This is a genomic window from Microcoleus pseudofavosus SVA1_A4, from assembly GCF_036700565.1.
GTDB lineage: Bacteria > Cyanobacteriota > Cyanobacteriia > Cyanobacteriales > Microcoleaceae > Microcoleus.
The window spans coordinates 55,111-78,230 of sequence record NZ_JAUBPE010000028.1 but is presented as its reverse complement, the minus strand read 5'-3'; the positions used below and the strand labels follow the sequence as shown (position 1 = coordinate 78,230).

26 protein-coding genes and 1 tRNA gene are annotated in these 23,120 nt (G+C 45.6%); 9 read left to right on the top strand and 18 right to left on the bottom strand.

Annotation, left to right across the window (positions count from 1 at the left end; translation table 11 throughout):
• Positions 1 to 270: 270 nt before the first annotated feature.
• On the bottom strand, positions 271 to 648 hold the full coding sequence (locus QUA02_RS14350) for a Mo-dependent nitrogenase C-terminal domain-containing protein (protein WP_333028711.1): 378 nt from the start codon (positions 646 to 648) through the stop codon (positions 271 to 273).
• Positions 649 to 1,118: 470 nt separating this feature from the next.
• On the opposite strand from QUA02_RS14350, the gene QUA02_RS14345 reads away from it, so the two are divergent.
• A complete protein-coding gene (locus QUA02_RS14345; protein ID WP_333028709.1) occupies positions 1,119 to 1,709 on the top strand; it encodes a rhomboid family intramembrane serine protease in 591 nt (196 codons plus the stop codon).
• Between the two features lie 122 nt (positions 1,710 to 1,831).
• On the opposite strand, the gene QUA02_RS14340 is transcribed toward QUA02_RS14345, so the two are convergent.
• A complete protein-coding gene (locus QUA02_RS14340) occupies positions 1,832 to 4,744 on the bottom strand; it encodes a PAS domain S-box protein (protein ID WP_333028708.1) in 2,913 nt (970 codons plus the stop codon).
• 643 nt (positions 4,745 to 5,387) lie between these two features.
• On the opposite strand from QUA02_RS14340, the gene QUA02_RS14335 reads away from it, so the two are divergent.
• Complete coding sequence (locus QUA02_RS14335; protein WP_333028706.1) at positions 5,388 to 5,792, top strand: hypothetical protein; 405 nt, start codon at positions 5,388 to 5,390, stop codon at positions 5,790 to 5,792.
• Positions 5,793 to 6,026: 234 nt separating this feature from the next.
• On the top strand, positions 6,027 to 6,215 hold the full coding sequence (locus tag QUA02_RS14330) for a DUF2949 domain-containing protein (protein WP_333028705.1): 189 nt from the start codon (positions 6,027 to 6,029) through the stop codon (positions 6,213 to 6,215).
• A gap of 402 nt (positions 6,216 to 6,617) precedes the next feature.
• On the opposite strand, the gene QUA02_RS14325 is transcribed toward QUA02_RS14330, so the two are convergent.
• The 5 genes from QUA02_RS14325 to yqeK form a co-directional block, all read right to left on the bottom strand.
• Positions 6,618 to 6,694, bottom strand: a tRNA-Met gene (locus QUA02_RS14325).
• Positions 6,695 to 6,813: 119 nt separating this feature from the next.
• The gene (locus QUA02_RS14320; protein WP_333028703.1) at positions 6,814 to 7,767 is read right to left on the bottom strand and encodes an asparaginase; all 954 of its coding nucleotides are present in this window, start codon (positions 7,765 to 7,767) and stop codon (positions 6,814 to 6,816) included.
• 165 nt (positions 7,768 to 7,932) lie between these two features.
• Entirely contained in the window at positions 7,933 to 8,433 is a 501-nt protein-coding gene (locus tag QUA02_RS14315) for a CGLD27 family protein (protein WP_333028701.1), read from the bottom strand.
• An 11-nt stretch (positions 8,434 to 8,444) separates the two neighbouring features.
• Positions 8,445 to 8,864 (bottom strand): ribosome silencing factor, encoded by a 420-nt coding sequence (gene rsfS, locus QUA02_RS14310; protein ID WP_333028700.1) that lies wholly within the window; start codon positions 8,862 to 8,864, stop codon positions 8,445 to 8,447.
• A 138-nt stretch (positions 8,865 to 9,002) separates the two neighbouring features.
• A complete protein-coding gene (yqeK, locus tag QUA02_RS14305) occupies positions 9,003 to 9,638 on the bottom strand; it encodes a bis(5'-nucleosyl)-tetraphosphatase (symmetrical) YqeK (protein ID WP_333028699.1) in 636 nt (211 codons plus the stop codon).
• A gap of 237 nt (positions 9,639 to 9,875) precedes the next feature.
• Here yqeK and QUA02_RS14300 point away from each other — a divergent pair, with 237 nt between their 5' ends.
• The 4 genes from QUA02_RS14300 (at position 9,876) to QUA02_RS14285 (ending at position 12,368) form a co-directional block, all read left to right on the top strand.
• Positions 9,876 to 10,151 carry a BrnA antitoxin family protein gene (locus QUA02_RS14300; RefSeq protein ID WP_333028698.1) on the top strand — a complete coding sequence of 92 codons (276 nt, stop codon included), beginning with the start codon at positions 9,876 to 9,878 and terminating at the stop codon, positions 10,149 to 10,151.
• 152 nt (positions 10,152 to 10,303) lie between these two features.
• A complete protein-coding gene (locus tag QUA02_RS14295; protein ID WP_333028697.1) occupies positions 10,304 to 11,473 on the top strand; it encodes a Na+/H+ antiporter NhaC family protein in 1,170 nt (389 codons plus the stop codon).
• Between the two features lie 9 nt (positions 11,474 to 11,482).
• Complete coding sequence (locus QUA02_RS14290) at positions 11,483 to 12,112, top strand: EamA family transporter (RefSeq protein WP_333028696.1); 630 nt, start codon at positions 11,483 to 11,485, stop codon at positions 12,110 to 12,112.
• Between the two features lie 67 nt (positions 12,113 to 12,179).
• Positions 12,180 to 12,368 carry a hypothetical protein gene (locus QUA02_RS14285; RefSeq protein WP_333028695.1) on the top strand — a complete coding sequence of 63 codons (189 nt, stop codon included), beginning with the start codon at positions 12,180 to 12,182 and terminating at the stop codon, positions 12,366 to 12,368.
• An 89-nt stretch (positions 12,369 to 12,457) separates the two neighbouring features.
• On the opposite strand, the gene QUA02_RS14280 is transcribed toward QUA02_RS14285, so the two are convergent.
• The 9 genes from QUA02_RS14280 to QUA02_RS14240 all read right to left on the bottom strand — a co-directional run bounded on the left by QUA02_RS14280 (position 12,458) and on the right by QUA02_RS14240 (position 19,806).
• Positions 12,458 to 13,726: a WcaI family glycosyltransferase gene (locus QUA02_RS14280; protein ID WP_333028713.1), complete on the bottom strand. Its 1,269-nt coding sequence runs from the start codon at positions 13,724 to 13,726 to the stop codon at positions 12,458 to 12,460.
• Between the two features lie 166 nt (positions 13,727 to 13,892).
• On the bottom strand, positions 13,893 to 14,330 hold the full coding sequence (locus QUA02_RS14275; protein WP_332985173.1) for an ATP-binding protein: 438 nt from the start codon (positions 14,328 to 14,330) through the stop codon (positions 13,893 to 13,895).
• On the bottom strand, positions 14,327 to 14,620 hold the full coding sequence (locus tag QUA02_RS14270) for a hypothetical protein (protein WP_333028694.1): 294 nt from the start codon (positions 14,618 to 14,620) through the stop codon (positions 14,327 to 14,329). Before QUA02_RS14270 ends, QUA02_RS14275 begins: the two co-directional genes overlap by 4 nt.
• 252 nt (positions 14,621 to 14,872) lie before the next feature.
• Positions 14,873 to 15,871 carry an exopolysaccharide biosynthesis polyprenyl glycosylphosphotransferase gene (locus QUA02_RS14265; RefSeq protein ID WP_333028693.1) on the bottom strand — a complete coding sequence of 333 codons (999 nt, stop codon included), beginning with the start codon at positions 15,869 to 15,871 and terminating at the stop codon, positions 14,873 to 14,875.
• Positions 15,872 to 16,216: 345 nt separating this feature from the next.
• Complete coding sequence (locus QUA02_RS14260) at positions 16,217 to 16,885, bottom strand: DUF3318 domain-containing protein (protein WP_332985176.1); 669 nt, start codon at positions 16,883 to 16,885, stop codon at positions 16,217 to 16,219.
• Positions 16,886 to 17,056: 171 nt separating this feature from the next.
• On the bottom strand, positions 17,057 to 17,602 hold the full coding sequence (locus QUA02_RS14255) for a DUF2079 domain-containing protein (protein WP_333028692.1): 546 nt from the start codon (positions 17,600 to 17,602) through the stop codon (positions 17,057 to 17,059).
• A 462-nt stretch (positions 17,603 to 18,064) separates the two neighbouring features.
• Positions 18,065 to 18,841: a polysaccharide deacetylase family protein gene (locus tag QUA02_RS14250; protein WP_333028690.1), complete on the bottom strand. Its 777-nt coding sequence runs from the start codon at positions 18,839 to 18,841 to the stop codon at positions 18,065 to 18,067.
• Entirely contained in the window at positions 18,834 to 19,562 is a 729-nt protein-coding gene (locus tag QUA02_RS14245) for a glycosyltransferase (RefSeq protein WP_333028688.1), read from the bottom strand. The genes QUA02_RS14250 and QUA02_RS14245 overlap by 8 nt, the downstream gene beginning before the upstream one ends.
• A 103-nt stretch (positions 19,563 to 19,665) precedes the next feature.
• Positions 19,666 to 19,806: a hypothetical protein gene (locus QUA02_RS14240; RefSeq protein ID WP_333028687.1), complete on the bottom strand. Its 141-nt coding sequence runs from the start codon at positions 19,804 to 19,806 to the stop codon at positions 19,666 to 19,668.
• A 42-nt stretch (positions 19,807 to 19,848) separates the two neighbouring features.
• Here QUA02_RS14240 and QUA02_RS14235 point away from each other — a divergent pair, with 42 nt between their 5' ends.
• Entirely contained in the window at positions 19,849 to 20,775 is a 927-nt protein-coding gene (locus tag QUA02_RS14235) for a polysaccharide deacetylase family protein (protein ID WP_333028686.1), read from the top strand.
• Positions 20,776 to 20,836: 61 nt separating this feature from the next.
• Here the strand turns inward: QUA02_RS14235 and QUA02_RS14230 are convergent, their stop codons facing one another.
• The gene (locus tag QUA02_RS14230; protein WP_333028683.1) at positions 20,837 to 20,983 is read right to left on the bottom strand and encodes a hypothetical protein; all 147 of its coding nucleotides are present in this window, start codon (positions 20,981 to 20,983) and stop codon (positions 20,837 to 20,839) included.
• Between QUA02_RS14230 and QUA02_RS14225 the strand changes: the two genes are divergently transcribed.
• Positions 20,982 to 22,430, top strand: a complete 1,449-nt coding sequence (locus QUA02_RS14225; protein ID WP_333028681.1) for a DUF5009 domain-containing protein — start codon at positions 20,982 to 20,984, stop codon at positions 22,428 to 22,430. The two genes, QUA02_RS14230 and QUA02_RS14225, sit on opposite strands and share 2 nt — an antisense overlap.
• A gap of 5 nt (positions 22,431 to 22,435) precedes the next feature.
• Here QUA02_RS14225 and QUA02_RS14220 read toward each other — a convergent pair whose 3' ends face one another.
• The gene (locus QUA02_RS14220) at positions 22,436 to 23,065 is read right to left on the bottom strand and encodes a retropepsin-like domain-containing protein (protein WP_333028680.1); all 630 of its coding nucleotides are present in this window, start codon (positions 23,063 to 23,065) and stop codon (positions 22,436 to 22,438) included.
• Positions 23,066 to 23,120 lie beyond the last annotated feature (55 nt).

Genomic DNA, 23,120 nt, shown 5'->3' with positions numbered 1-23,120 from the left:
AAATACATAAATATAATTGCACGGAAAAAATTAATTAGGATTGCTCTAGGTCTAGAAAATCATTTAGGATTGCTATATATAGCGGTTCTCAAGCGTTGTGAGGTATGCCCGTGGGCCCGTGGACCCTATGACCGAAGCGTACCGCACTGTTACTGAGAAAGGCTATAATGGTTTCAACCGCCCCATAATCTAAAAATAAAAAGACCCTCCCCAACAAGGAAGAGGGAGGGCGAACATAAAATAGAGTTAGAAATTTAGGCTTTTGCAAAATTAACAATAAGGAGTCACATCCTCACCGCACTCATCAGCCAAATAACACAAAGCTCGAAACCGAATCCCCACAACTTGTTCGTAAAGCGGGTTTAACTTGCACAGCGGCGGAATATAAAATAAAGTGCGATCGCAAATTTTGACTTCCCGCTCAAACGGACACTGGCTGGGAATAAATTTACACAGCAACCGGGCCAACTTTTGACTTTTAATTGCAGTGTTATCAAGCCATTGTTTTAGCGGATGCAAGGGGTCAAAGTGTGGCTTTTGACCGTAAGGTTGAGAATTTGTAGCGACACTAACTGCGGTTTCTTGTTTGCCAAACCATACCCAACTTGGCCGAGTGCGGTAGGGCACTGTATGCTCAAATACGTTCATTTTGCTCTGTTCCTCTTTTATAACGAGGTGCCAAGAACTCTCTGTAGAGCTTGTGCGATATTATCTACAATCAGTATCTACAGCATCTCGTTTTGCTTTACCGGATTGAACTTCTTGAATTAATGACTTATGGCGATAAAAGTAGTTCCTGATTTTTTTTAGACACGGTGTGCGATCGAAAAAGTGTCCTCATTTCCAGCCCAAGGATTTATCGATCGGGTAAAAATTCTGCCTTCTACGTTCTAGCTTCAACCTTCGGTTGACTCTCCTTTTGTAGTTCATCTACAATTGTGACGCATCGAGGTGAATTATTCTATACGTGAAAATGCGGAACTTTTAATGAAAGTTATAATAGTTTTAAATAAGCTCTGCTGCAAAAAACCCTGAAACCCCGCCCCAACTATCTTTTCTCGCGATCGCCCAGAAACTCCTACAATTAGAAATAATCGGTATCACCCCCCTCACAACCCATGAGCAACCCAGAAACCAAAACTATCACCCGCGAATTGCAAAGCCACGCCGCCATTCTCGGCGGCTTCGTCTCCCTCCTCTGGATTATCGAAATTGTCGATGTATTCCTGTTCCGAGGCGCGCTGAATGCCTACGGAGTCCGCCCCCGCAGCATCGACGGACTTGAAGGCATCCTGTTTATGCCTTTTCTGCACGGCAGTTTTGCTCACTTAGCCGCCAATACCCTCCCGTTTGTGACATTGGGTTGGTTGATAATGCTGCGAGAAATTAGCGACTTTTTTATCGTGAGTGCCGTCACTGTGCTAGTCAGCGGATTGGGAGTTTGGCTGATCGGCGCGCCCAATTCCGTTCACATTGGTGCCAGCGGATTAATCTTTGGTTACTTCGGCTTTTTGCTGCTGCGGGGCTATTTTGAACGCAGCTTTACGTCTATTATGGTATCTTTAATTGTTGGTTTCTTCTACGGCAGTTTAATTTGGGGAGTTTTGCCGCAGCAGCCGGGAGTTTCCTGGCAAGCGCATTTCTTTGGCTTTGTCGGCGGAGTATTAACAGCTCAACTTTTGGGGCGACCGAAACGGGAAATTAAGTAGGATAGGACTTATGCTGCATGGTATCATAACCTTGGTTTCTTGTCCCGAACTTATCTGAAAGCGTAGGTTTTTTGTCAGCCAACCCGGTTGATTTGCTAACAAAGGTGTCCCAGAAAGTATGACTAACTGCTGACCAATAATTTAACGCGCGCCGGCAAGCACACAGTAAAAACCGAACCGGAACCTAACTGGCTTTGAACTTGCATATCGCCGCCCATCATCAAGCAAAAGTGACGGCTAATAGTCAATCCCAAACCCGTGCCACCGTACTTGCGCGTAGTTGAGGCGTCGCCCTGCATAAACGCTTGAAATAAATGCTGCAATTGTTCTGGGGGAATCCCAATGCCCGTATCAGCTACGCGAAAAATTATTAAGTCGGAAGGTTCTGCTATTTCTTGAGTTGTTAAGCTGTCATGTTTAACTCTTTCAATGCAGAGGGTAATAGTGCCGCTTTCTGTAAATTTGGCTGCGTTGCTCAGCAGGTTGAGCAATATTTGACGAGTTTTGGTAATGTCAGCATACATCATTCCCAAGTCGCTCGCACAATCAACTTCAAACTTATTAGAATTTTTCTCCACGAGGGATGCGACAGTAGAAACTACATCCTCAATTAAATTAACCGGGTTGAAACTTTCTAAGTAAAGTTCCATCCGCCCCGCTTCTATCTTAGAAATATCGAGAATGTCGCTAATTAAAGACAGCAAGTGTTTCCCAGCCGTTTGAATTTTGTGTAAATCGGGGATAAAATCTTCGCAGCCTAAATCCTCAGCGTCCTCTTTGAGCATATCGCTGTAACCGATAATCGCGTTGAGGGGAGTTCGCAATTCGTGGCTCATATTGGCTAAAAATGCGCTTTTTGCTTGGTTGGCAGCTTGAGCGGTTTGAGCGACTTTTTGGAATTCTTCGGCTAATTTGCGCTGGGTAATGTCTTCAGCAATGCCGACGATGCGGTAAATTTCTCCGGTTTCGTCGCGGAGGACTGGAAAAGCCCGATCGCGCACCCAACAAATCGAGCCGTCCGTTGGCGTAGCCCCCGTAGGGGATCGCACTACCCGATACTCCTCATCATAATCGCCCCGCACCTGTTTCTCAAAAGCAGCCTTGACGCGATCGCGATCCTCCGGGTGAATAGCATCCCAAAAAGCCTCCGGTTCTGACTGCAAACTCTCACAGCTCAAATTCCATATTTTCTCGCAAGCAGGGCTCACATAAACTAGCTGCTTTTGATTGGGTTCTCTAATCCAAAATACCTCATGAATATTTTCTGCCAACTGGCGAAACCGCTCCTCGCTGGCCCGCAACTGCCCCACCGCACTGTGAAATTCTGTCACGTCCTGAATCAGCGATGCCACCCCGATAATGCTCCCGTCAGCATCAACTAAAGTGGTATTGTACCACTCGCAAAGAATAATTTTGCCGTCCTTTCTGATGTTCTCGTTAATGCTGGTAACTCCGCCTTGATTAGCGAGCAAAGTTATAGATAGTTGCCTGACATACTCCTTAGCACTTTCAGGAACTATTAGATCGACTCCGTGGCGTCCCATTGCTTCCAAACGGTTGTATCCAAAAATTCTTTCCGCTGACAAATTCCAGTCGGCCACTTCAAAATTGAGATTCCATTCGATCGCCCCCAAAGGAGTTTGATGAAGGTGGAGAGCGAGTTTTTGCTGCGATTTTTTCAGAGAAATAATTAATTGATTTTTGTCGGCGATCGCAGATTCAACCCGATCTTCGAGAGTAGTAAACGACTCTTCCAATTGACAGGCCATCGTATTAAAAGAGCGAGCCAGGACACCCACCTCATCCTCCCGGTCTACAGACGCCATCAAGCGGGGATCTACCGCCATCGAGTCCCATTCTCCCCGCGACAAAGCCTCCGCAGCCTTGCTCAGACGCTGAATCGGTACAACAATCCACCTAGAAGTCAGAGCGCCAATCGCCGTTGCCACCACCAAAGCACCGAAACACAGCAACACTGTGTAGCGAGTGTTGGCGTTAATCTTTTCCATAAAATCGGCTTCAGGAACAGCCACCACAATCAACCAATCGAGGCCCCTGCTGTCTGAGAGCGGCGTCACCTGTAGAAATTGCCGTTCCCCGTCGATCGTAAAATCTAACTGGCGAGAGCTGTCAATCTTGTGCAAATCCCCGAAGCGTTCTGTCAAATAGCGGGCGGTCGATCGAATCAGAACATTCTTGCTGCTTGTTGCCACAATCCGTTTCGGAACGCCGTTGCTAACAATAAATGGCGGTTCAGGAGTAGAATTTGCCACCAATTGCCCAGACCTTTCTACAATAAAAGTCTGTCCTGATTTGCCAATTTTTAGACTTTCCAAGAATTGATTTATCTTGGAAAGTTTCAAGTCAGAACCCAGGATTCCAATCAGTTTGCCATCCTCGCCATAAACTGGCATAGCGGCCGTAATCGCTAGTTTGGGAGCGTCAAAATAAGTATAAATTTTACTCCAAGTCGGTTTGCCTGCCCGCACCGGAGCTATGTACCAAGGTCGGACGCGGGGGTCGTAGTTGAGAGTAGTTTTTAATAGCTTGGTTGGTTCCCCGAACTCTGACGGTGCGTAGCTTTGAAAGTTATAGCCAGTAGATTGATTAGAAATCTGAACTTGCAACTTGCCGTCGTCGAGGCGTTCAACTCCAACAAAATCTTTTTGTTGAGAGGCGAATTGAATGTAGCTAATTTTATCAAAGGTTTTGATTTGTTTGGAGAAGTACCGTTGCAAACTATCACTATCCTGCACGTTCAAAATGCCGAGACGGATGGCGTCGAGATTGAGCTGATTGATTTGGTGGGGTGTTTTGATATAAGTATAAATATGTTGCTGGATGCGCGATGTGACTTCTGCCCGCAGTTGTGCGGCAACATCGTTAACGGCTATGCGCCCGTTCCGCAGCGACAGCCACCCCGTCAGCCCTACCGCAGCGAAAGTCTGGATGGCAAAAGGCACCACAAGGACGATGCGAATTGGCACTTGGCCCGACATTTTTAAAATCGGGTCGGTCAGATATTTGATTGGCATGGTAAAGCAGAACTATTATTAACCCACAACATTTCGGTAAAGTACAACCTGTTGAGCGCAGATTTTGAAGTTGAGATGGTTTTAGTAGGCAAAGTGCTGTAAATAACTCGGAATCTGTCGCTGGTAATTGAATTTTTAACGACTGCCACCGCCATCTTAGCGCGATCGGGAGCTTTGGGAACATTGGCGATTCCCTACCCTTCGGGAACCCCTGCGGGAAGATAGCTTCGCTCGCGCGGGCTTGTACAGTATCACTTCGCGATCGCATTTTAGACGCTCATACTATTTGAGATTTGAGATTTGAGATTTGAGATTTGAGATTTGGTAGTTCGCGATCGCGCGCTTTGGGCCGAAACCGGGTTTGATGGGCGAAAATACACAGGTTACATCCCGCCGATCGAGTAAAAAACCAGGTTTCTGAGAGTTGGATCGCGATCGCGAACGGAAGTTTTCACAGCAACTTCAATTGATACAGCAGATTCCACATTTATGAAGTACACCCACCTATCGTGAGCTTCCCTCCCAGGACACGGCAGTACCGTGTCCCTACAATTCACAAACCTGGAATACGCTGTATCTCCACAGGCAGCTACTTTTGATAGAGTGCAACTTAATTCCGGCTGGGTACAATCAGGATAGTGGGATGCAACTAGCGGAGGGATTGATGATGAACGCAGTTATTGCTACTATTGGCACTGCTCTGGGACTGAGCTCAATTTTTATCGGTTTGACCCCGGCGGTTCTCGCCCAACAAAGACTGCAACCAGCGCCCCAAAATTCGGAAACGACATTATCTGGGGACTCTCTCAGGACTGTGGAGGACAGAACAGTAGACTCGGACTACCAAAACTTGATTGGTGAAAGAGAAACGGCGGCTAATTCTGCTCGACGGGAAAGCAGCTTGGGCGACACATTTCGCCTCAAAATCGATGGTCAATTGGAATTTATCACTACTCCTTCGGACGCGCAGCGCCAAGGAAATCCTTTACCTCCACAACAAACCGACAGCGGTACAGAAGCGGGAGTTCAGCTTCAGCTAGGACTTTAGCCCTTTTAAATCAATTAATTTGAAGCCCGGGAGCGATCGCGGAACCCAATTTTTGGCGATCGGAGTTCTTGTGACTGCGATCGCTTTTTTATCTGAGTTTTATCACAATTTTTGTGCGGTTTCCATCACACGAGATGCCCTATTCTAAACCTAAAATCAGAGAAATTAAACGGACAATACCGACTGATTAGCTACAGATTTTTACAATAGCGCATAAAACTGGCGGTGAAGGTGATGGGAAAGGCTCAACTGATTGATTATTTGCGGGGTGAGTTGGCGATATCAAATTCTGCGATCGCCGTTGCTCTCCGACACGGTGAACAAGATGCCAGCCAATTGCCGATGGTTCTGTGGCAGTACGGGTTAGTTACGCTGCAACAGTTAAACCTGATTTTTGATTGGCTGGAAGCTCAGCCGACTTAGCAATTCCCAATTCAGAGTTGAAAAATATGGATATCGGATTGCAGATTTTTGCCAAATAAAGCTTGCACAAACGGTCGTCGAAATGTATAGGGTTGAGTGTTGAGGTTGAGGATCGGTCTTATTTTTTCGCTTTGAGAAAAACACAAATATGCGGTAGGGACACAGCACTGCTGTGTCCTAATTTTTGTTAATTGTTGAGGTTGAGGAGCGGTCTTATTTTTTCCGTTTGGGAAAAACACAAATATACGGTATGGAAACAGCAGTGCTGTGTCCTAATTTTTGTTGCCGACTAAAATAGACTGGTTTCAACATCTCGAAGAGGCGATCGCAGACGGGATCAAACAGACGGCATAAAACAAACCCCAGCAACTTTTAGGCTGCCGGGGTTTGTCTTATTGAATTTGGTGGCGGGAAGTGGATTTGAACCACTGACCTTCGGGTTATGAGCCCGACGAGCTACCAGGCTGCTCTATCCCGCGTCGCTTTGTCTCTCTATTTAATATAACCATACCTTTGTGAAAATTGCAACCCCTAAATCAAAAAAACTTTTTAGATTGTGGAAGGGGTTGCTGAAATTGGCGAGCGAGTCTCGATCGCACTAAAGCATCGAAACTTCCCCGGAGACTTCCAGGCGCTTAAAATCGCTCAGAGTCAGGTAAGTGTCCGAAAGAGTTTCGGCGATCGTCGGAGTAATCCACCCCAACTGCTTGAGCAAGTGAATCGCCACAGCAAACTGAGCGCGCTTTCCCCCATCCGTCACCTTAATTGCCAAGCCCATGCCTTCGCCAACGCGGCCAATGCACTGCACCCCTTCGGCGCCGGACTTGCTCACCAATTCCCCTTGAGTCAAGCGCATCAGTTCCGTGTCAAATTTGCCCTCACCGGCAACCATCATCGGGTGGTGAGTCATAGCGCGGACAATCCGCTCCATCTCCACATTGTCCCCTGATGCCAACTTAGCGTACAAAGACGCCATTTGCCCCAACTGCAACAGATAGGTAGGAGCGCCGCAGTCGTCGCGAGCGCTGATAAACTCTTCGGCAGGCATTGCCAGCAAGTCAGCCACTTTGCCCAAAATAAGCTGCTGGACGGGATGTTTGCGGCGCAAATAAGTTTCCATAGGCCAGTGCAGTTGCTGGCAGACAGCCAGCATTCCGGCGTGTTTGCCGGAGCAGTTGTATTGCAGGGCGCTCTTTTTGCCTTCGGGAATGGGGCATTGAAGTTTAGAGGGGTCAATGTCGCAGCGCCACAGGACGTTAAATACCTGGCGCGATTGCTCGATCGTACCTTGATGGGAACTGCAAATAATTGCTAAATCTCGATCGGTCAATTCGTAGCGTTCTAAAGTGCCAGTCCCCGTCACCGCCAAAGCTTGAAAAGGCTTGAGTGAAGAACGGACAAATGAGGCCGTTTCCGAGTTACCGGCAACAGACAGAACGCGCCCGCGCTTGTCGCAGACAGCGGCCTGGGCGCGGTGCTTCGATTCCACAATACCTTCGCGCAGCAGTGTGACTTCCAGTTCGGGAGCTTGGGTTCGTTTTCCCCTTGTCATATCAATTTTAGATTTTAGATTTTAGATTTTAGATTGGGGTACTGGGGAGTTGTGAGTTGCGAGCTGTAATTTATGAGTTGCGAGTTGTGAAGTTAATCTTTTGGCGATCGTTCCTAACTCAAAACTCAAAACTCAAAACTCAAAACTCCCCTGTCCCGTTCCCGATTACAAACAGCTCCAAATTAGTCCCCCAGCAACCAGCAATACTGTCAAACCATAAAATGTCTGCCGCAGACGCCTGAGAATTGGTTCTAGTTGGTAGTTGACAATCAATTGGTCTTGAAGCAAAACCTCGGGAGTTTTAGGCCAAGATTGACAATCGTACCAGCCAGACTCTTCGTAGACGACCGTGGGATTTGAAAGGCGCGATCGCACGTAGAACCAACCCAAGTAGAGCCGCAGCAAAGCTAATCCTAGAATAAAACCGGCACCTGCGGCACCGCACAGGACAAACTGAGCTGGATACTTGACAGGAGCAAAGCTAGAAGCAGCTATCGGCACCGATACCAAGCAACTCCAAGCCCACACCCAAGCTAGTTTTGCCAGGTATCCGGGCCAATTGAGTGTTACCCAGCTAAAAAACCAGGATTCTTTAAGTTCTTGGTATTCATTGATCGGTCGCTGTTCTTGCGGAACGGGACAAATAGAAGCAGAAACGTTTTTCACATTAGCGATCCTCACGGCGCGGGGGAAAAGTCAATCCGTTCGGCGTGTCCCCAGAACGCTTCTAAATTGTAGAACTCCCGCTCTTGAGGCTTCAAAATGTGAACGATCGCGTCGCCGTAGTCCATGACGACCCAACTAGCGTCTGATAGACCTTGTGTACGCAGTGGCAAGCGTTGCCACTCTTCTTCCACTTGGTCTGCTATCGCTTGGGAGATGGCTCGTACCTGCACGTTGGAAAATCCGGTGACGATCGCAAAGTAGTCTGCCAAATAGCATACTTCTGCCACCCGGAGCAATACAATATCTACTGCTTTGCGGTCATCGGCTGCTTGGGCAACGGTCACGATCAGGCCGCGGGCTTCGTCTGAGGAGATGCTGTCCGTTGGTGTAGACTGAGCCCTGGAGTATTCGAGTTGGGTTAAATCAGACATTAAGTGTTTAATTTCCTAATTGATACGGGTTCGGGGGAATCGGTGCGCTTTCGCGATCGGTTGTTGGCAGTTTGAGACGGGAAATAGGAGTTAGGTTGAAGCCAAAAGTAAGAACAGGATTGCTGATAAATTTTACTTTTAACTTGTGATTTGTTCGATCGACTTCTCCGTCGAATTTCCTGTTTCCGGCGATTCGCGGGCCATTTGCAGCGCCCAATTGCGGGTAAGTACGGTGCGGGGGTGGATGTAGCAGCGAGTTTCTAGCAAATATTTAAGAGAATAATCGCTAGTTTGCCACACGGCTGCATAAAGATTTTGCCAGCTTGCCTCGCGCAGTGCTTCTAGTTCGGCTGTCTTGCCGCGGCTCGGCTCTATGGTATCTGCTATAAATACGGTACAACTGAGCTGGCTCATGTTTGGTCTGCCGAGGGTGTGATTGGCGATTGCGTCCAAAATTTCTCGATCGACCACCCCGAATTCGTCTCTGGCGACGATCGCGCTTGCGTCTGCGTGCAGCAAATGCGGGTGTGCTTCCAACACTGAGTCTAACTCTAAACCTTCCTTCTGGGCCATTTCCAGCAGCAGTTGAGGTTTAAAGTATTTTGCCAAATCGTGCAACAAACCGGCCGATCGGGCTTTTGCTTCGTCGAGGCCGTAATGGCGAGCCAAGTCACCTGCTGTCTGTTCGACTCCGAGAATATGTGTGATGCGGGCAGCAGGAACGCGGTCACAGAGCCAAGCTAGGACGTTTTCGCGCGCGGGTGCAAGTGTCAAATATTAACTCCGAAATTGTGTGATATCTAGTATTTTAGCGTTTTGTTTCGATCGGCTGCTGTGTCGGGCACGCATCCCAATTTGGTAAAAAGCGTTTTTTAGGAGTGCGAGCGTCTCGCTCGCGACATAGATCGCGAGCGAGACGCTCGCACTGAATATCATCCAAATATATTATTATGATGATGCAACCGTCCACGATCTGAAAGCAAAAATGAGATGCTAGAAAATCAACTAAATATGAACAACGAATTTACTTCGAGCAAATCTCAAACTGACTGGCAACGCCTAGATGCCATGACCGATCGAGATATTGATTTCTCTGATTGCCCAGAAATTACGCCTGAAATGTTTGCTAAAGCCGTAGTTCAGCGAGGCTTGCCCAACCCTAAGACTAAAGCTCAAGTGACCTTACGCATTGACAGTGATGTTTTGGAGTGGTTTAAATCTCAAGGTCGTGGTTATCAAACCCAGATCGACACATTACTGAGAGAATACATGAAAGCCCATCAATAATGGATTTGCTATTTTTTGTAATTATTTCATTTGTTCTACTTTTACTCAGTGCCATCAAAGGTTATTTTATAGTTGTTCCACTTCTGGCTTCGATGGTAATTTTGATTGCTATTTTGTTAAAAAGGGGATTTCCGCTAAAAAGCTTAATCGAAATGGCTGTTACTGGCAGTCAAAAATCTTTTTCAGTTATCGCTATTTTAATTTTAATTGGGGCAGTAATGGCTGTCTGGATGGCTGCAGGGACGGTTCCTATTCTCGTATATTGGGGAATTAAAGTGATTAGCCCTCAATATTTTATTTTTTGGGCGTTTATCTTAACTAGCATTGTTTCTGTACTGCTCGGAACATCTTTTGGTGCGGCGAGTACGATCGGCATTGCTTTAATGATAATGGCAAACGGCAGCGGTGTCAATCCGAATATGATTGCGGGGGCCATTGTTGCCGGAGCTTATTTTGGCGATCGGTGTTCTCCGATGTCTTCTAGCGCTAATTTGATTGCCGCCATTACCCGCACAGAAATTTACACGAACCTCAAAAATATGGCGGTAACAGCTTTTTACCCGCTGATAGTTTCCAGCATATTGTATTTAATATTATCCTTGGCAAATCCAGTTGAAGTTGCTGGCAATAACCTGGCTTTTGAAATTGCCAAAGCCTTCAATCTTAACTCGATAACTTGGCTGCCAGCCTTGACAATTTTAATTCTTTGTGTATTGCGAGTTGAAGTCAAAATGGCAATGGCTGTTAGTGTAATTTCCGGAAGTGCGATCGCCCATTTCGTCCAAGGTTATTCGCCGATCGAGATTCTGCAATTTGCGATCGCCGGATTTAAATTAGAATCAACTTCTAGTTTAAAAGATATTGTGGCGGGAGGAGGCATTTTATCGATGGTCAAAGTTTCGACAGTTGTGATTGTATCGACAGCATTTGCCGGCATTTTTGCGGGGACGAGGATTTTAGAATTTGTGGAAGTGTATCTAAATAAAGCTCGCTCGAGAGGAGATTTGTTTTTGGGGACGACAGTAATTAGCATTTTCTCAGCAGCATTTGGCTGCACCCAAACTATCGCAATTCTCCTAACTCATCAATTAGTGGAATCAAAGTATCGCCAACAAAACTTAGATGACGCTCAACTTGCTGTAGACTTAGAAAATACCGCTGTTGTGATTTCTCCATTAATACCTTGGAATATTGCAGGCTTAGTCCCAGCAACTGTCTTGAGTGTCAATTCGGATTTTATCCCCTATGCCTTTTATTTGTATCTCATTCCTCTATTTAATTTAATTCAAATGAAATTGGCTAAAATTAGTCAAAAAAATTAACCCAACTAAATGAATAATAGAATATCAATGGGTTATTTTTTAGCAGTAGCTGCGACTGTTATTTGGGCTGGCAACTTCATCGTTGCTAGAGCTTTGAATCAGGATATTTTGCCGACCGGTCTGGCATTCTGGCGGTGGGCGATTGCTGTCGAGACTTTGGCTTCATTCACCGTGCGCTCGACAATTCAAGATTGGAAATTGGTGCAAAAATATCTTCCTTACTTGACTGTATCGATGTTGTTAGGCGTGACGGCTTTTAACACTTCGATCTACGTAGCAGATCGCACAACCCAGGCGTTGAAAATCGCCTTAATTGCCACTTCTTCGCTGATTTTTATCGTACTCATGTCTCGTTTATTAGACCTCTTGCAAAAATCCTTTCATCAATTGATGGGACGGGCAAGATGCCCGTCCCACAAGAGTTATTTTTTCTTGTGGGATGGGCATCTTGCCCGTCCTAATTATTTTTGCAAGAGGTCTATTTTATGGAGAAACTATCTCCTTAACACGGGCAGCAGGTATGATGGTTGTGGTTGGCGGTGTTTTAATGTTAATAGCGGGAGGCTCGTTAGAAAGGCTGCTGAGCATTTCGTTTGCGATCGGCGATTTGTATATGCTGTTAAGCTGCTACGCATTTAAATTGAATCCAGAGACGGGCAGGATGCCCGTTCCACAATAATTCTATAAAAATTGACTGTCAAATTAGATGCACAAAAGCTTAGCATCGATCGTCTTTGCTGCCTGCACGATGCTGGTCAAGCGCAAGCCACCCAACCTGCGGATGACAACTTTCACTTTATGCACTTTTAGCTTGGGGCTGTTATTTTTATCGCCATTCTATGCACTGGAATCTTTGATTTACCGCGTATTCCAGATTTATGAAGTGCAGCTTTAGACACGGCGAAAGCCTTTGTCCCTACGGAGATCGATCGATCCGAGGTGTACTTTATAAACGTGGAATCTGCTGTAATTGTCGGCGATCGATTATTTCGGCAAAGGCTCCAATAGTTTACGAGAATGACTCGCTGCCACCGCCGTAAATAAAGCTTCATAATGATTCAAAGCTTCCTCAAATCCGTAATTCTCCACAGCATAATTTCTGCCTTGCTCGCCCAACGCATCCACCTTAGCAGGGTGCAAGTACAAATCCTCAACCGCATCAGCCAAAGCCTGCGGATCTTCCGGCGCTACCACCACCCCGCCGCCGCTTTGCTGCACTGCTTTCTGGGCCGTACCAGTTTCTGGAACCGAAGCCAAAATTGCCCGGCCGCTGGCGAGAATTACTTGAATTTTTGAAGGCATATTGAAGTTAGTAACGCGGCGCTTTTGTACGACTAAACTAACATCAGCAGCAGCTAACAATTCGGGCAATTTTTCTCGCGGTTCAAATGGTAGCAGCATTACATTATTAGCTTTGTAAGTTTCGCAATCTTTTTGCAAGCGCGCCAAGGCTGTTGATTCCCCCACAATTACAAAAGCGATTTCGGGTATGTGTTTCAAACGGGCCGCTGCTTGAACAACTGTTTGCAAGCCTTGAGTTAGGGCAATATTGCCAGCATAGAGAACGACAAATTTGCCCTTAAGTTTGTGGGTTTCTCGAAATGAGTTATTTTCCTTGGGTAAGGGGCGAATGAAATTGACATCAACCCAATTGGGAACGCAAACTATTTTTTCCGGGGGTACTCCTTGAGAGTGCAATTTGTTGACAAAACCGCTGTCGATGACGCTGACTTGGCTGGCTGTGCAGTAGGCCAATTTTTCTAAGGCGTCAGCAATGCGAACTAGCAGTCCGTTTTTTTTGACCAAGCCGACGCGCACGGCTGCTTCTGAGACGATATCCTGAACGTTGAGGACGATCGGGCAAGCGCGAATCCAGCCGTAAAACGCGACTGGGACGCAAATCGGTAAAGGGGGCATTGTCGAGAAAATTACGTCGGGACGCCAGCCGCTGAAGGCTTGGACGGCGCTGGAGGCGACAAAACTGCCGTCTAGCAGGAGTCGGTCTAGGAGTGTAGGGTGGGGACCGTTGACGCGCAGGTAGCTGCGCTGAATTGTGACGCCGTTGTGTTCTTCGGTGAGGTAGAATTTGCCCCGATATTGTTCATAAATCCGGCGCTGGGGATAGTTGGGCATTCCTGTAACGACTCGGACTTGGTGGCCGCGTTTGACTAGGCCTTGCGCTAGTTCTGTCATCAGGGGGGCAATGCCGATCGGCTCTGGATAGTAGTTATAGGAATAAATTAGAATACGCATCATATTTAGTTTGAAGCAAATTGTCCTGCCGCCGCACGCTTCGAGCCTGCACCCGGGCAAATTGCAGAGGATGCGCTTGGGTTCCGGGTAGCACAACAGGGGGCGGCGCTGGGATCTTCCACTCTTTGCGAAAGAAGCCGCCCAAGCTCGGGCGGGCATCGTGCCATCAGGTAAGGTTTTTGCGCATTACCAGGCAGTTGCGGCGATCGTCGGTACGGATATAGCGAAGCTCGTCTGTGAGCTTGTACATGAACACCAGTCCCCTTTCTCCTTCTCTGTCCAAGGGATCGCGCTGCTCTTGCATGATCGAGTGCAGCTTGGCTTCCAGGTTGAAAGGTTGACCCCTGTCCCAAATCCTAATTTCTAAGTAATCGGCAAACACTTTTACCTCAATGTCGATCGGCGTCGCGGGGGGCAAGTTCTGGTGAGCGTGGCGGACAGCGTTTGTAAAGCCTTCGTTGATTATCAGCCGGCACTGCCACCAGAAATCCCCAGGCAGCAGTGGCAAAACGATATTCTCCAACCATTCCAAAACGGATGTTAAAGCCTCCAGGTCTGTTTCAACCTGAAGGTGCGACTCGGCCTTTGGTTGCTTGTCTTTCATCTTTCTTCCCCCTGGTCGGTTCCCACCACCGCTGTACTCGGCGCCGGTGGGAGAGGAAAAGGAGGGCAAGGTCTTGGCAACATATTAGTTAAGTCAAGCTTGAGTTGAAGAAGCCCGTTTTGCCTCAAGGTGAGCATTCCTTTCGCACCATTTACTCGCACAGGAAATGAGAGACTTCCGATACTGTAACCCGCCTCGGTAGGGCGTTTAAATAGGGAAAATTCCCTTCGCAGGTTGCGGGGAGTGATTTGAGCTTTGACCGTGTTAGCAGTCGGTACTTTTCTAAACACAGGTGAGTTCTTGTCGTCCTCGAAAACCATGCTGGCGTTATTCGAGTACGACCTCGAACTCGCAAATGGCTAATTAATGCTCCGATCGCAGAGCTGCCAACTAGCTGCCCATTTTCTTAGGTGTGAATTTTAACACTTAATACTAACGTAAGTATCGCTACCGATCGCCTGGTTGACGAAGTATCGAGTTCTAGTTCCCGCCGCCCGTCGGCAACAGCACCTGGAAGTTCAACGGTTGGTGGTTGAGGACTCCTACACAGCGCCGCTATTTTTGTTAAACAGGACTGTTACGGTTTTAACAATTAGTTTCAAGTCATACATCAGGCTCCAGTTTTGTTGGTATTTTAAATCTAAACGGATGACATCTTCAAAATCGCGGACTTGAGAGCGACCGTTGACTTGCCATTCGCCGGTCATCCCGGGCTTGACATCCAAACGCTGCCACTGAGGGACTTCGTAGCGCTCAACTTCGTCTGGGGTAGGCGGTCTGGTGCCGACTAAACTCATTTCCCCTTTGAGCACGTTCCAAAACTGCGGCAGTTCGTCGAGGCTGGTTTTGCGCAAGATGCGTCCGACTTTAGTAATCCGCGGGTCGTTGTCATTTTTGAAAAATGCGCCAGAAGCCTGGTTTGTGATTTGGGCTTTCATGGCTTCGGCGTTGGTACACATCGATCGAAATTTCCAAATCCGAAATTCTCTGCCCATCCAGCCGCAGCGGGTTTGAGCAAAAAATATCGGGCCTGGATTGTCGATCGTGATGGCTGCGGCTATGGGTACGAGCAAAATTCCTGTAATCATCAAACCGACTATTGCCCCAACGATGTCTATCAGCCGTTTCACCCACGATTGCACTGAAGGGTGGGTCATCGGTAGCTGATTGTCCGAGCGGTGGGTCTCTGTGGGAGTTGAGGTTGCAGAGGGCTGCTCGATCGTCAGCACTTGATCTAGGCTGGTGAGAGCAAATACTGCCATCACCTGCGGCTTGAGGCTGCGGAGCACCAAGTCGCTGTCGCGCTGTTTGGCAAATTTCAGATTGCTGACTAAAGCACCGATCCCGCTACTGTCGATGAATGTCGTCTGACTGAAGTCTAGGACAATTTTGCTGGGAACGGTGCTTCCAGAGAAAAGTTGCTGGCAGGTTGTCTTGAAGTTTACGGCTTCAAGTACGCTCAAGCGCACGGGTATGTGAACTGAGGGAGTCTCGTCCAAGTATGTAACCCGAAAATCTGCCTCTGGGGTGTGACTGACCATGAAGTCCTGGTTTCAAATTTCAAGCGGATGTCTTTAGCCTATTCTGTCCTAGCAGCTCCACCTTTACCAAATATTGTTGTTAACAAAGGCTAGCTTTATACAAACTTTACAAAAACTGCTGAAAACTCTGTCGCCGAGCGCGAGCTCAAAGGCAAGGGTAAACTTTAATCTACCATTCCCAGTTTTGGCGGAAAGATTTTTGAACACAGCCGCTGCCAAACTTTGACATAGGAATCAAGATTTTTGTGGATTCAAGCCGATCGATCTTGTCGTTTAACAGGGAGGTCAACATTTAACCGTAACTGTTAACTTGAAAACCCCCGTACCAAGCGTCGGGGGATGAGATCAAGAATTGTAGACGTTTTCTGACTGGGAGGTTTCGCGGGTGATGGGTTTGACTTTGGCTTTGGCTTTGGCGGCGTTGCGTTTCAGGGCCTGGAGACGAGCTTCGTATTTAGCCCGCTGCTGTTTTTTGGAGGTTTGCTCGATTAAGGTTTTTAAGGCGCTGCCGAGGCTTTTGTAGGCGTTTGGGAGAGTGTAGCCGAAGCGGGTGGCTAGGGCGAGGGCTTTTTCGTCAGCGTCTACTGCTTCTTTTAAACTTTTCTCTCCGTTGTTTTTTTGGAAAAGTCTCCAGCCGGAGACGCCGCACAGGGATAGGGCCAGTACCAGCAGCAAGCCGTCTTGCACCCAAAGTTCGCCGACGGCGCCGCCTAAACCAATGGCGAGGGCTGCCATTTCCCAACCGTCTCTGGGGATGGTGTCGTTTTGGATTCTGGCGACTTCGTGCCAAAATAGGAGGTTGCGCTGATCCATTGCTAGCTGTTCCCAGCGGATCAGGTCTATTTGGATTTCTACCTGGTCTTTGCCTATTTCTTCGCTGCGGATCAGGGTAGGATTAACTTCTATTGTTTTTTCTACTGTTACCCAACTTTGGAGTTCTGGGGGCAGTATGTTTTTCAAGCGCCGGATCTCACTCATCTCGGCTCTTGCTGTAGAGGTTGCATAGGATGTCATAGCTCCGGCCTATTGATTTTCCAAAGGTTAATATGTGTCTATTTCTGGAGTATAGCAAACCTTGAATCAAAATCTAGTCTAGCAACGGGGGTCGATCGACCTTTTGGCAATTTTAGTTGATTTTACTCACGTAGGGCGATCGCAACTGCCGGCTCGATCGTTTCCTTTGGACTATTTCATCAACTGTTCGATTTCCTGTCGCAATTTCGACCAAGCCGACCAAACTTCAGGCTTAGAAGTTAGGCCTTTTTGAACTAAAACCACTCCCTCCAATACTTCAGCAATTTCGCAACCACCCTTCCGCAGAGCTTCGTCGGTAAAACGCACTCCCCCCCGAACTCTACCTCTGTCAACGGGAACTTTTAAATTGTTCTCCTGCAACTGCCACAAATCTAACAGCCCATAATCGATATCGACTACTTTTCCCTCTTCATCTTTCATCTGCATCACTTCTAAACGAATGCTGTTTCGCCTACCCGAAAGATGAGAGACTATATAACCGCTGGTGGAAACGCTAGCATCTTGGGGAATCAAATTTAAGACTTTTTTTATATTAGCTGCGTGTTGGAGTTTAGTGGGTAAAGATTGATAAACCCAAGGTTGAAACGAGTAAGGAGAAATAAAATACAAAGCTCGACCTGGAACGGATAAATAATGTCTTGCTAAAAAATACAAAACTATTCCGGCGACTGCGATTAAAGCTAAGCTGTTCTGCATTTAAACTACACAGTCAAAATTTGATAAAGTTCTTGTGGGGTGGGCGTCTCGCCCGCACAAAAAATGCAATTTAGATGTAGAACAGCTTACCTGCAAAACTATCAGAGTAACAGGGGAGGGAAATAAGGCATAAATCGACATCCCATCAAAAAATCTATGACGAAGTGTTGCCCTAAATGAATGTAAAATGGGTATGATAGTTGTCTGTCCATCAGCGAGGCGGTAGATGCGACTGACGGCATTGAATTTTGAAATAATCGACCGTGTATGCGGTGCCAAAATACTTGGTTAAATAAGCCGCGATTCTAGGTATCTAAGAAGCTTTTGTAGCGGATTATGCTACTGTTTAAAATAATATAAAAAAGATGGTTGCTAGGATTGTAACTTGACGCAATCCTATTTGATTATTCCAGTAGTCCAGGAGTTTGAATTTCAGGCTTTTTGCGGAACCAGATATTTTTTCTAAGCTTGACTGAATTTGTGCTTAAATTCGGAAATAGAAATAAATTTACCTTGGGTTTTAAGCTTGGTAAGATATTTTTCTAGTTTGTTAACCATTTTGCAGCCTGAGTCTTTTTTGACGTAACCCGGTAATTTAAACTGGGAAATATCTGTGAATTCCCAGGGATGAAAGTAGATGTTCAGATACGAGTCTGTTTCTAGGGTTAGCTTGGTTGCTAATTGTATCATTGATAGGGGGAAGTTTTTAAAGCTCAACCAAAATAAGGGAAATCTGATCAGAGGAGTAACTGAAATGGGAAGGTTGAGCAGTTTATTCGTATAATATGCAGTTCTGGGTTTAGATAGGTTGTTATATCTGCCGGGAATGTAGGTTGGATTCATTGACGAGTTGTATTCGTAGCCTGCTTTTTCTATTTCTATGTCGTCAATCGGCTGAAGTCTTGCCATCCTGAAGCCGGTGACTTGAGTATTAGTTATTTGTTCTAAAGTTTGTTTGGATTTTTGTAAATCTTCCCGGCAAAATTGAGAGTGGTAAAAGCCGTGAGAGGCGATTTCGTGGTGTTTTGAGAGTTCTCTGATTGTATCTCGATTGTGGAGTGCAAAGTTAGCTGTGACAAAAAATGTGGCTGTAATATCTAATCGGTCGAGAAGTGCAATAATATTTGACAATCCTCGGCTAGATATTTCAAATTTTATCTCGTCTTCCAGGGGTTGACCGTATTCTTCTGGGATGTCAAATTCTTCAATGTCAAAGCTCAACAATATTGATTTATTCATAGTAGCCTGCGCGGTCGTTCAATCTAATTTTAAATAAACAGCCCAGCATTTTCAGGGAATCTTTAAATATATTAACGTGAGAAACTTTGTACAGGTGTTGCTGAGAAACTTTGGCGGAAATTTCTCCAATTGTATATCCTTTTTTTTTTGCTAAAAAAAGCAGTTCTGCATCAAATGAAAAGCCAGTAAGTGTTTGTCTTTTAAATATTTCTTGGGCAGGTATTTTTTTAAAGCCTTTGAGTCCGGCTTGCATATCTTTATATGGGAGATTGAGGATTGCTCGGGAAATTAAGTTAAATATTTTGCCTGATATTTTTCTGAGTAAGGTAAGATTTCGGAAGTTTTCTCGATCGAGGTTTCTGCAACCAATGACGATATCAAATTTTTCTAATTTTTTTACTAAGGCTTCGAGGTGTTCTAAGGAGTAAGCTAAGTCGCCATCCATGAAGCAAATGCAGTCGGCGTCTAAATATTCGCATCCTTTTTTGACGGCATACCCTTTGCCTTTACGGTTGCTGTAAGAAAGTAGTTTGATGTGATGTGTGGGGAAAGCTTTGAGTTGATTTTCGATGATTTGCAGTGTATTGTCGCTCGAGCAGTCATTAACAATGATAAAATTGTAAGCCGGATTTTTTTGAGAAAATTCTAAAATTCTGTTAAAGGTTTGCTCTATGCAATTTGCTTCGTTGTAAACAGGCAGAATTACCGCTATCTTCATCATGGTTATTGGCTCGTGCTTTCGCAGAAGTATGCTATCATTTCGGGGGGGGGAAATCCCAAATAAAAAAATTAGAGGGAAAACTTCGGGCAAGAAATAAGCATTGTCAACTTTGGGGCTGGGTTGCGGGAAAAGTGCGATCGAGATAAATTGTATCATGCTGGAGTTGAGCCTGCTCATCTTTACGGAAAACGCGGGCGATCGACAATCTAGATGCTCCCAGCATCTGGACCAAACAAACCCTCATACTGCCGCCTGAACCTTTTACCTCATGAGGTTGTAATTGTCAATGGTAAATTATTTAGTTAACAAATTGCCGGAGTATTTTCAACCGGGTATTAAGCTTCGCAAAAAACCCATTATTAGCTTTTTACTAGCATTTTTCCTAACGTTCATCACTTATCAAGTAATCTTAGAAATCATCACAGTACAAATTCCGATTTTCGGCTTTCACGATATAGTTTACCTTCAGAATCCCCGGGAAATACCGCCGCAGCGGCGAGACTTTCCCGGCGACTACAGCCAGCAAAATTTGGAACCTTTTTTAGATTATTTAGTTAGTCATAACTATTGGTTTTTGTCATCCCAAGAGCTTTACGAGTATTTCATAGCAAATCCCAAAAAGTCGGTGCCGAGTGAATATCGCGATCGCCCAAAAGTTATGATTACTTTTGACGACGGAAATAAAAGCATTTATACGCACTTACTGCCGATTCTAGAAACACTCGAAAATAAATACGGCAAAAAAACCAAAGTAGTTGTATTTATCAACTCCGGCTTCTTCGGCCATCATGAATCGCTCATAAAAAAGGTAACTTGTCAAGACTTGAGAGACGGAATGCAAAAAGGTTTTTATGATATTCAATCCCACGGACTGAATCACCAAAATTTAACAAAAATGTCTCTGACAGCATTAGACCGAGAATTATCTGAAGATCAAATTAGACTGAGGAAATGCACCCAAGATTTAGACCCAAATCGAACAGTCGCCTCACACATAGCCTACCCGTTTGGCGCTGTCAACAAACAAGTTGACAAATACGTTTCCAAATATTTCTCATCAGGATACTTGTACGACAGTTCAAAATTAAAACTGTGGTTTTTTCCACCCAATAAATACCGAATTTCGAGGTTGACAGTCAATAAAAAATACTCCGCAAAAAGACTCATCAACCTAGCTTCAGGAAGCTGGCTGCACAAATTAATTGGCAAATAAGCCGGAGATATTCTATTATTTTTGAACAAAAAAGATGTGTAGTAATATCCTGTGCCGTAAATTAACCGTTATTCCCCTCCGGCTTAGGTTCACCATTATCTATCAAAAAGTGCAAGAACTCCAGTAAACCCGCCCCGGCCGATATCTTGCGGTCAACCAACCGTACTTGATATAAATTAGAATCCCAAACATCAGAGGTAAAAGACATGGTGAAACAAGAAAATAGTTTAGCAGTTGCTGCCGTTTCCCAACGCGCAGACGCGCTGGATGCCCTGCGCGGACTAGCAGTTTTAGCGATGGTTTTATCCGGTACAATAGCCCGGAAAACATTGCCGGCGTGGATGTATCACGCCCAACTGCCACCGCCGGACCACATTTTTAATAACAAACTACCGGGATTAACCTGGGTTGATTTAGTTTTCCCCTTCTTTTTGTTTGCAATGGGGGCCGCGATACCGCTATCTTTGTCGCGCCGCATCGCCAAGGGGTGGGATACAAAAAAAGTGATTTTATCTATTTTGCAAAGAGGCTTTTTATTAGGGTCATTTGCGATATTTCTCCAGCATATTCGACCTACTGCAATTAACGCAGACGTATCCATCCCGCAGAAGTGGTGGATTGCCTTGTGCGGATTTTTGATATTATTTTTTATGTATGTTCGCTGGCCATCCAAATGGTCTTTGTGGCGGCAAAGAGCGTTGACGCTTGCTGCTTGGAGTGCTGGGATTGGCTTCGTATCTCACATCAAATATCCCAACGGTGTAGGCTTTACTTTCAATCGCAGTGATATTATCTTGGTGGTACTAGCAAATATGGCCGTTTTCGGCTCTCTAATTTGGCTGTTTACTCGTTCAAATACGTGGTTGCGAGTGGGATTTTTGGGTTTTGTATTCGCGATGCGATTGGCATCTCGTACAGATGGTTGGATTAAATTAATTTGGTCCGCATCTCCTGTACCTTGGATTTTTCAATTTGATTATTTGAAGTATTTGTTTATTGTGATTCCCGGTACTATTGTCGGGGATTTGCTTTGTCGGTGGATACAGTATTCTTCCCCAGAAGAGGCGAGAGATTCTAACTGGAAGAGTCCGCGATATTTCAGCATTGTGATTCTGATGTTTGCTGTCAATTTAGTTTTGTTGGTTGGGCTGCAAGCTAGATGGGTTTGGCAGACTTCGTTAGTGACGCTTGCGATGTGTGTATGCGGTTGGTTTTTGTTGATAAATCCGGGGAATGTGACGGAAAATTTACTGAACCGCCTTTATAAATGGGGTTTTTACTGGCTGGTTTTGGGTTTGCTGTTTGAGCCTTATGAAGGGGGTATCAAGAAAGATTCGGCGACGATGAGTTACTTTTTTGTCACAACGGGAATGGCGATTTTTATGTTAATTGGGTTGACGGTAATTATCGATGTGTTTCAAAAGAAAAGGTGGTTGCAGTTATTCGTTGATAATGGGTTAAATCCGATGATCGGCTATGCGGGATTTGCGAATATTATCTGGCCGATTTTGGTTTTAACTGGATTGGAAACAGCGATCGTACAAATGACTTCAACAAGTCCGTTTCTGGGGTTTTTGAGGGGGTTTGCGTATACGGCAATCTTGGCGTTAATTGTGGTGGTGTTTACGAGGTTGAAACTGTTTTTGAGGACGTGAGAGAATTAAAGGGCGATCGCATCTTCACGTCTGGTAAATATAATTTCCTCATCAGCTTGCCTAAATTCAATGTTAAACTTATCAAACACAACTTCTCGACCCAAAAGCATGACATCTGCTATATTGTTTTGTATCCAAGCAGCAGGAACCATCAAAGTTTGTCCGTCAATTGTCATTTCAATCTGTCGCAAAACATACTCAACTTGTCCGCCGATTGTTTGACCGACTAATATCTGTTCTCCATCGGCTAAAGCATATCCCAAATCTTGACCTGCTTTCAATGAAATTATACTAAAATCTGCTCCTGAATCTACGACCATAGTAGCATTCATTATTAACTCTTTATGCTTGAGGTTTACTTGATAGGTAGGCGACCACTCATGAGTGCTGACTGTGCGGAAATAAATCGGTAAAATCACAATAGAGCCAGTAAAACCCGGAACTAAGTAAATAGAAAAAAGCTCTCCAGATGCTTCTGCCAACTGTAAAACTTTGCGCAAGTTTTCACTATTAGCGATAATGCCGTTAGCATTGTAAGCAACATATTGATGGGCATACTTTTTCAATTGCTGGCGATTGCGGTTCAGCCATTTCAGCATGGCGCGGCTTTCGCTTTGAGAAGGAGTTTTGTTCATAGATTATGCTGTTTTTGACTGTGGATATTCGCCGATCGACTACAGGGAGTTATGC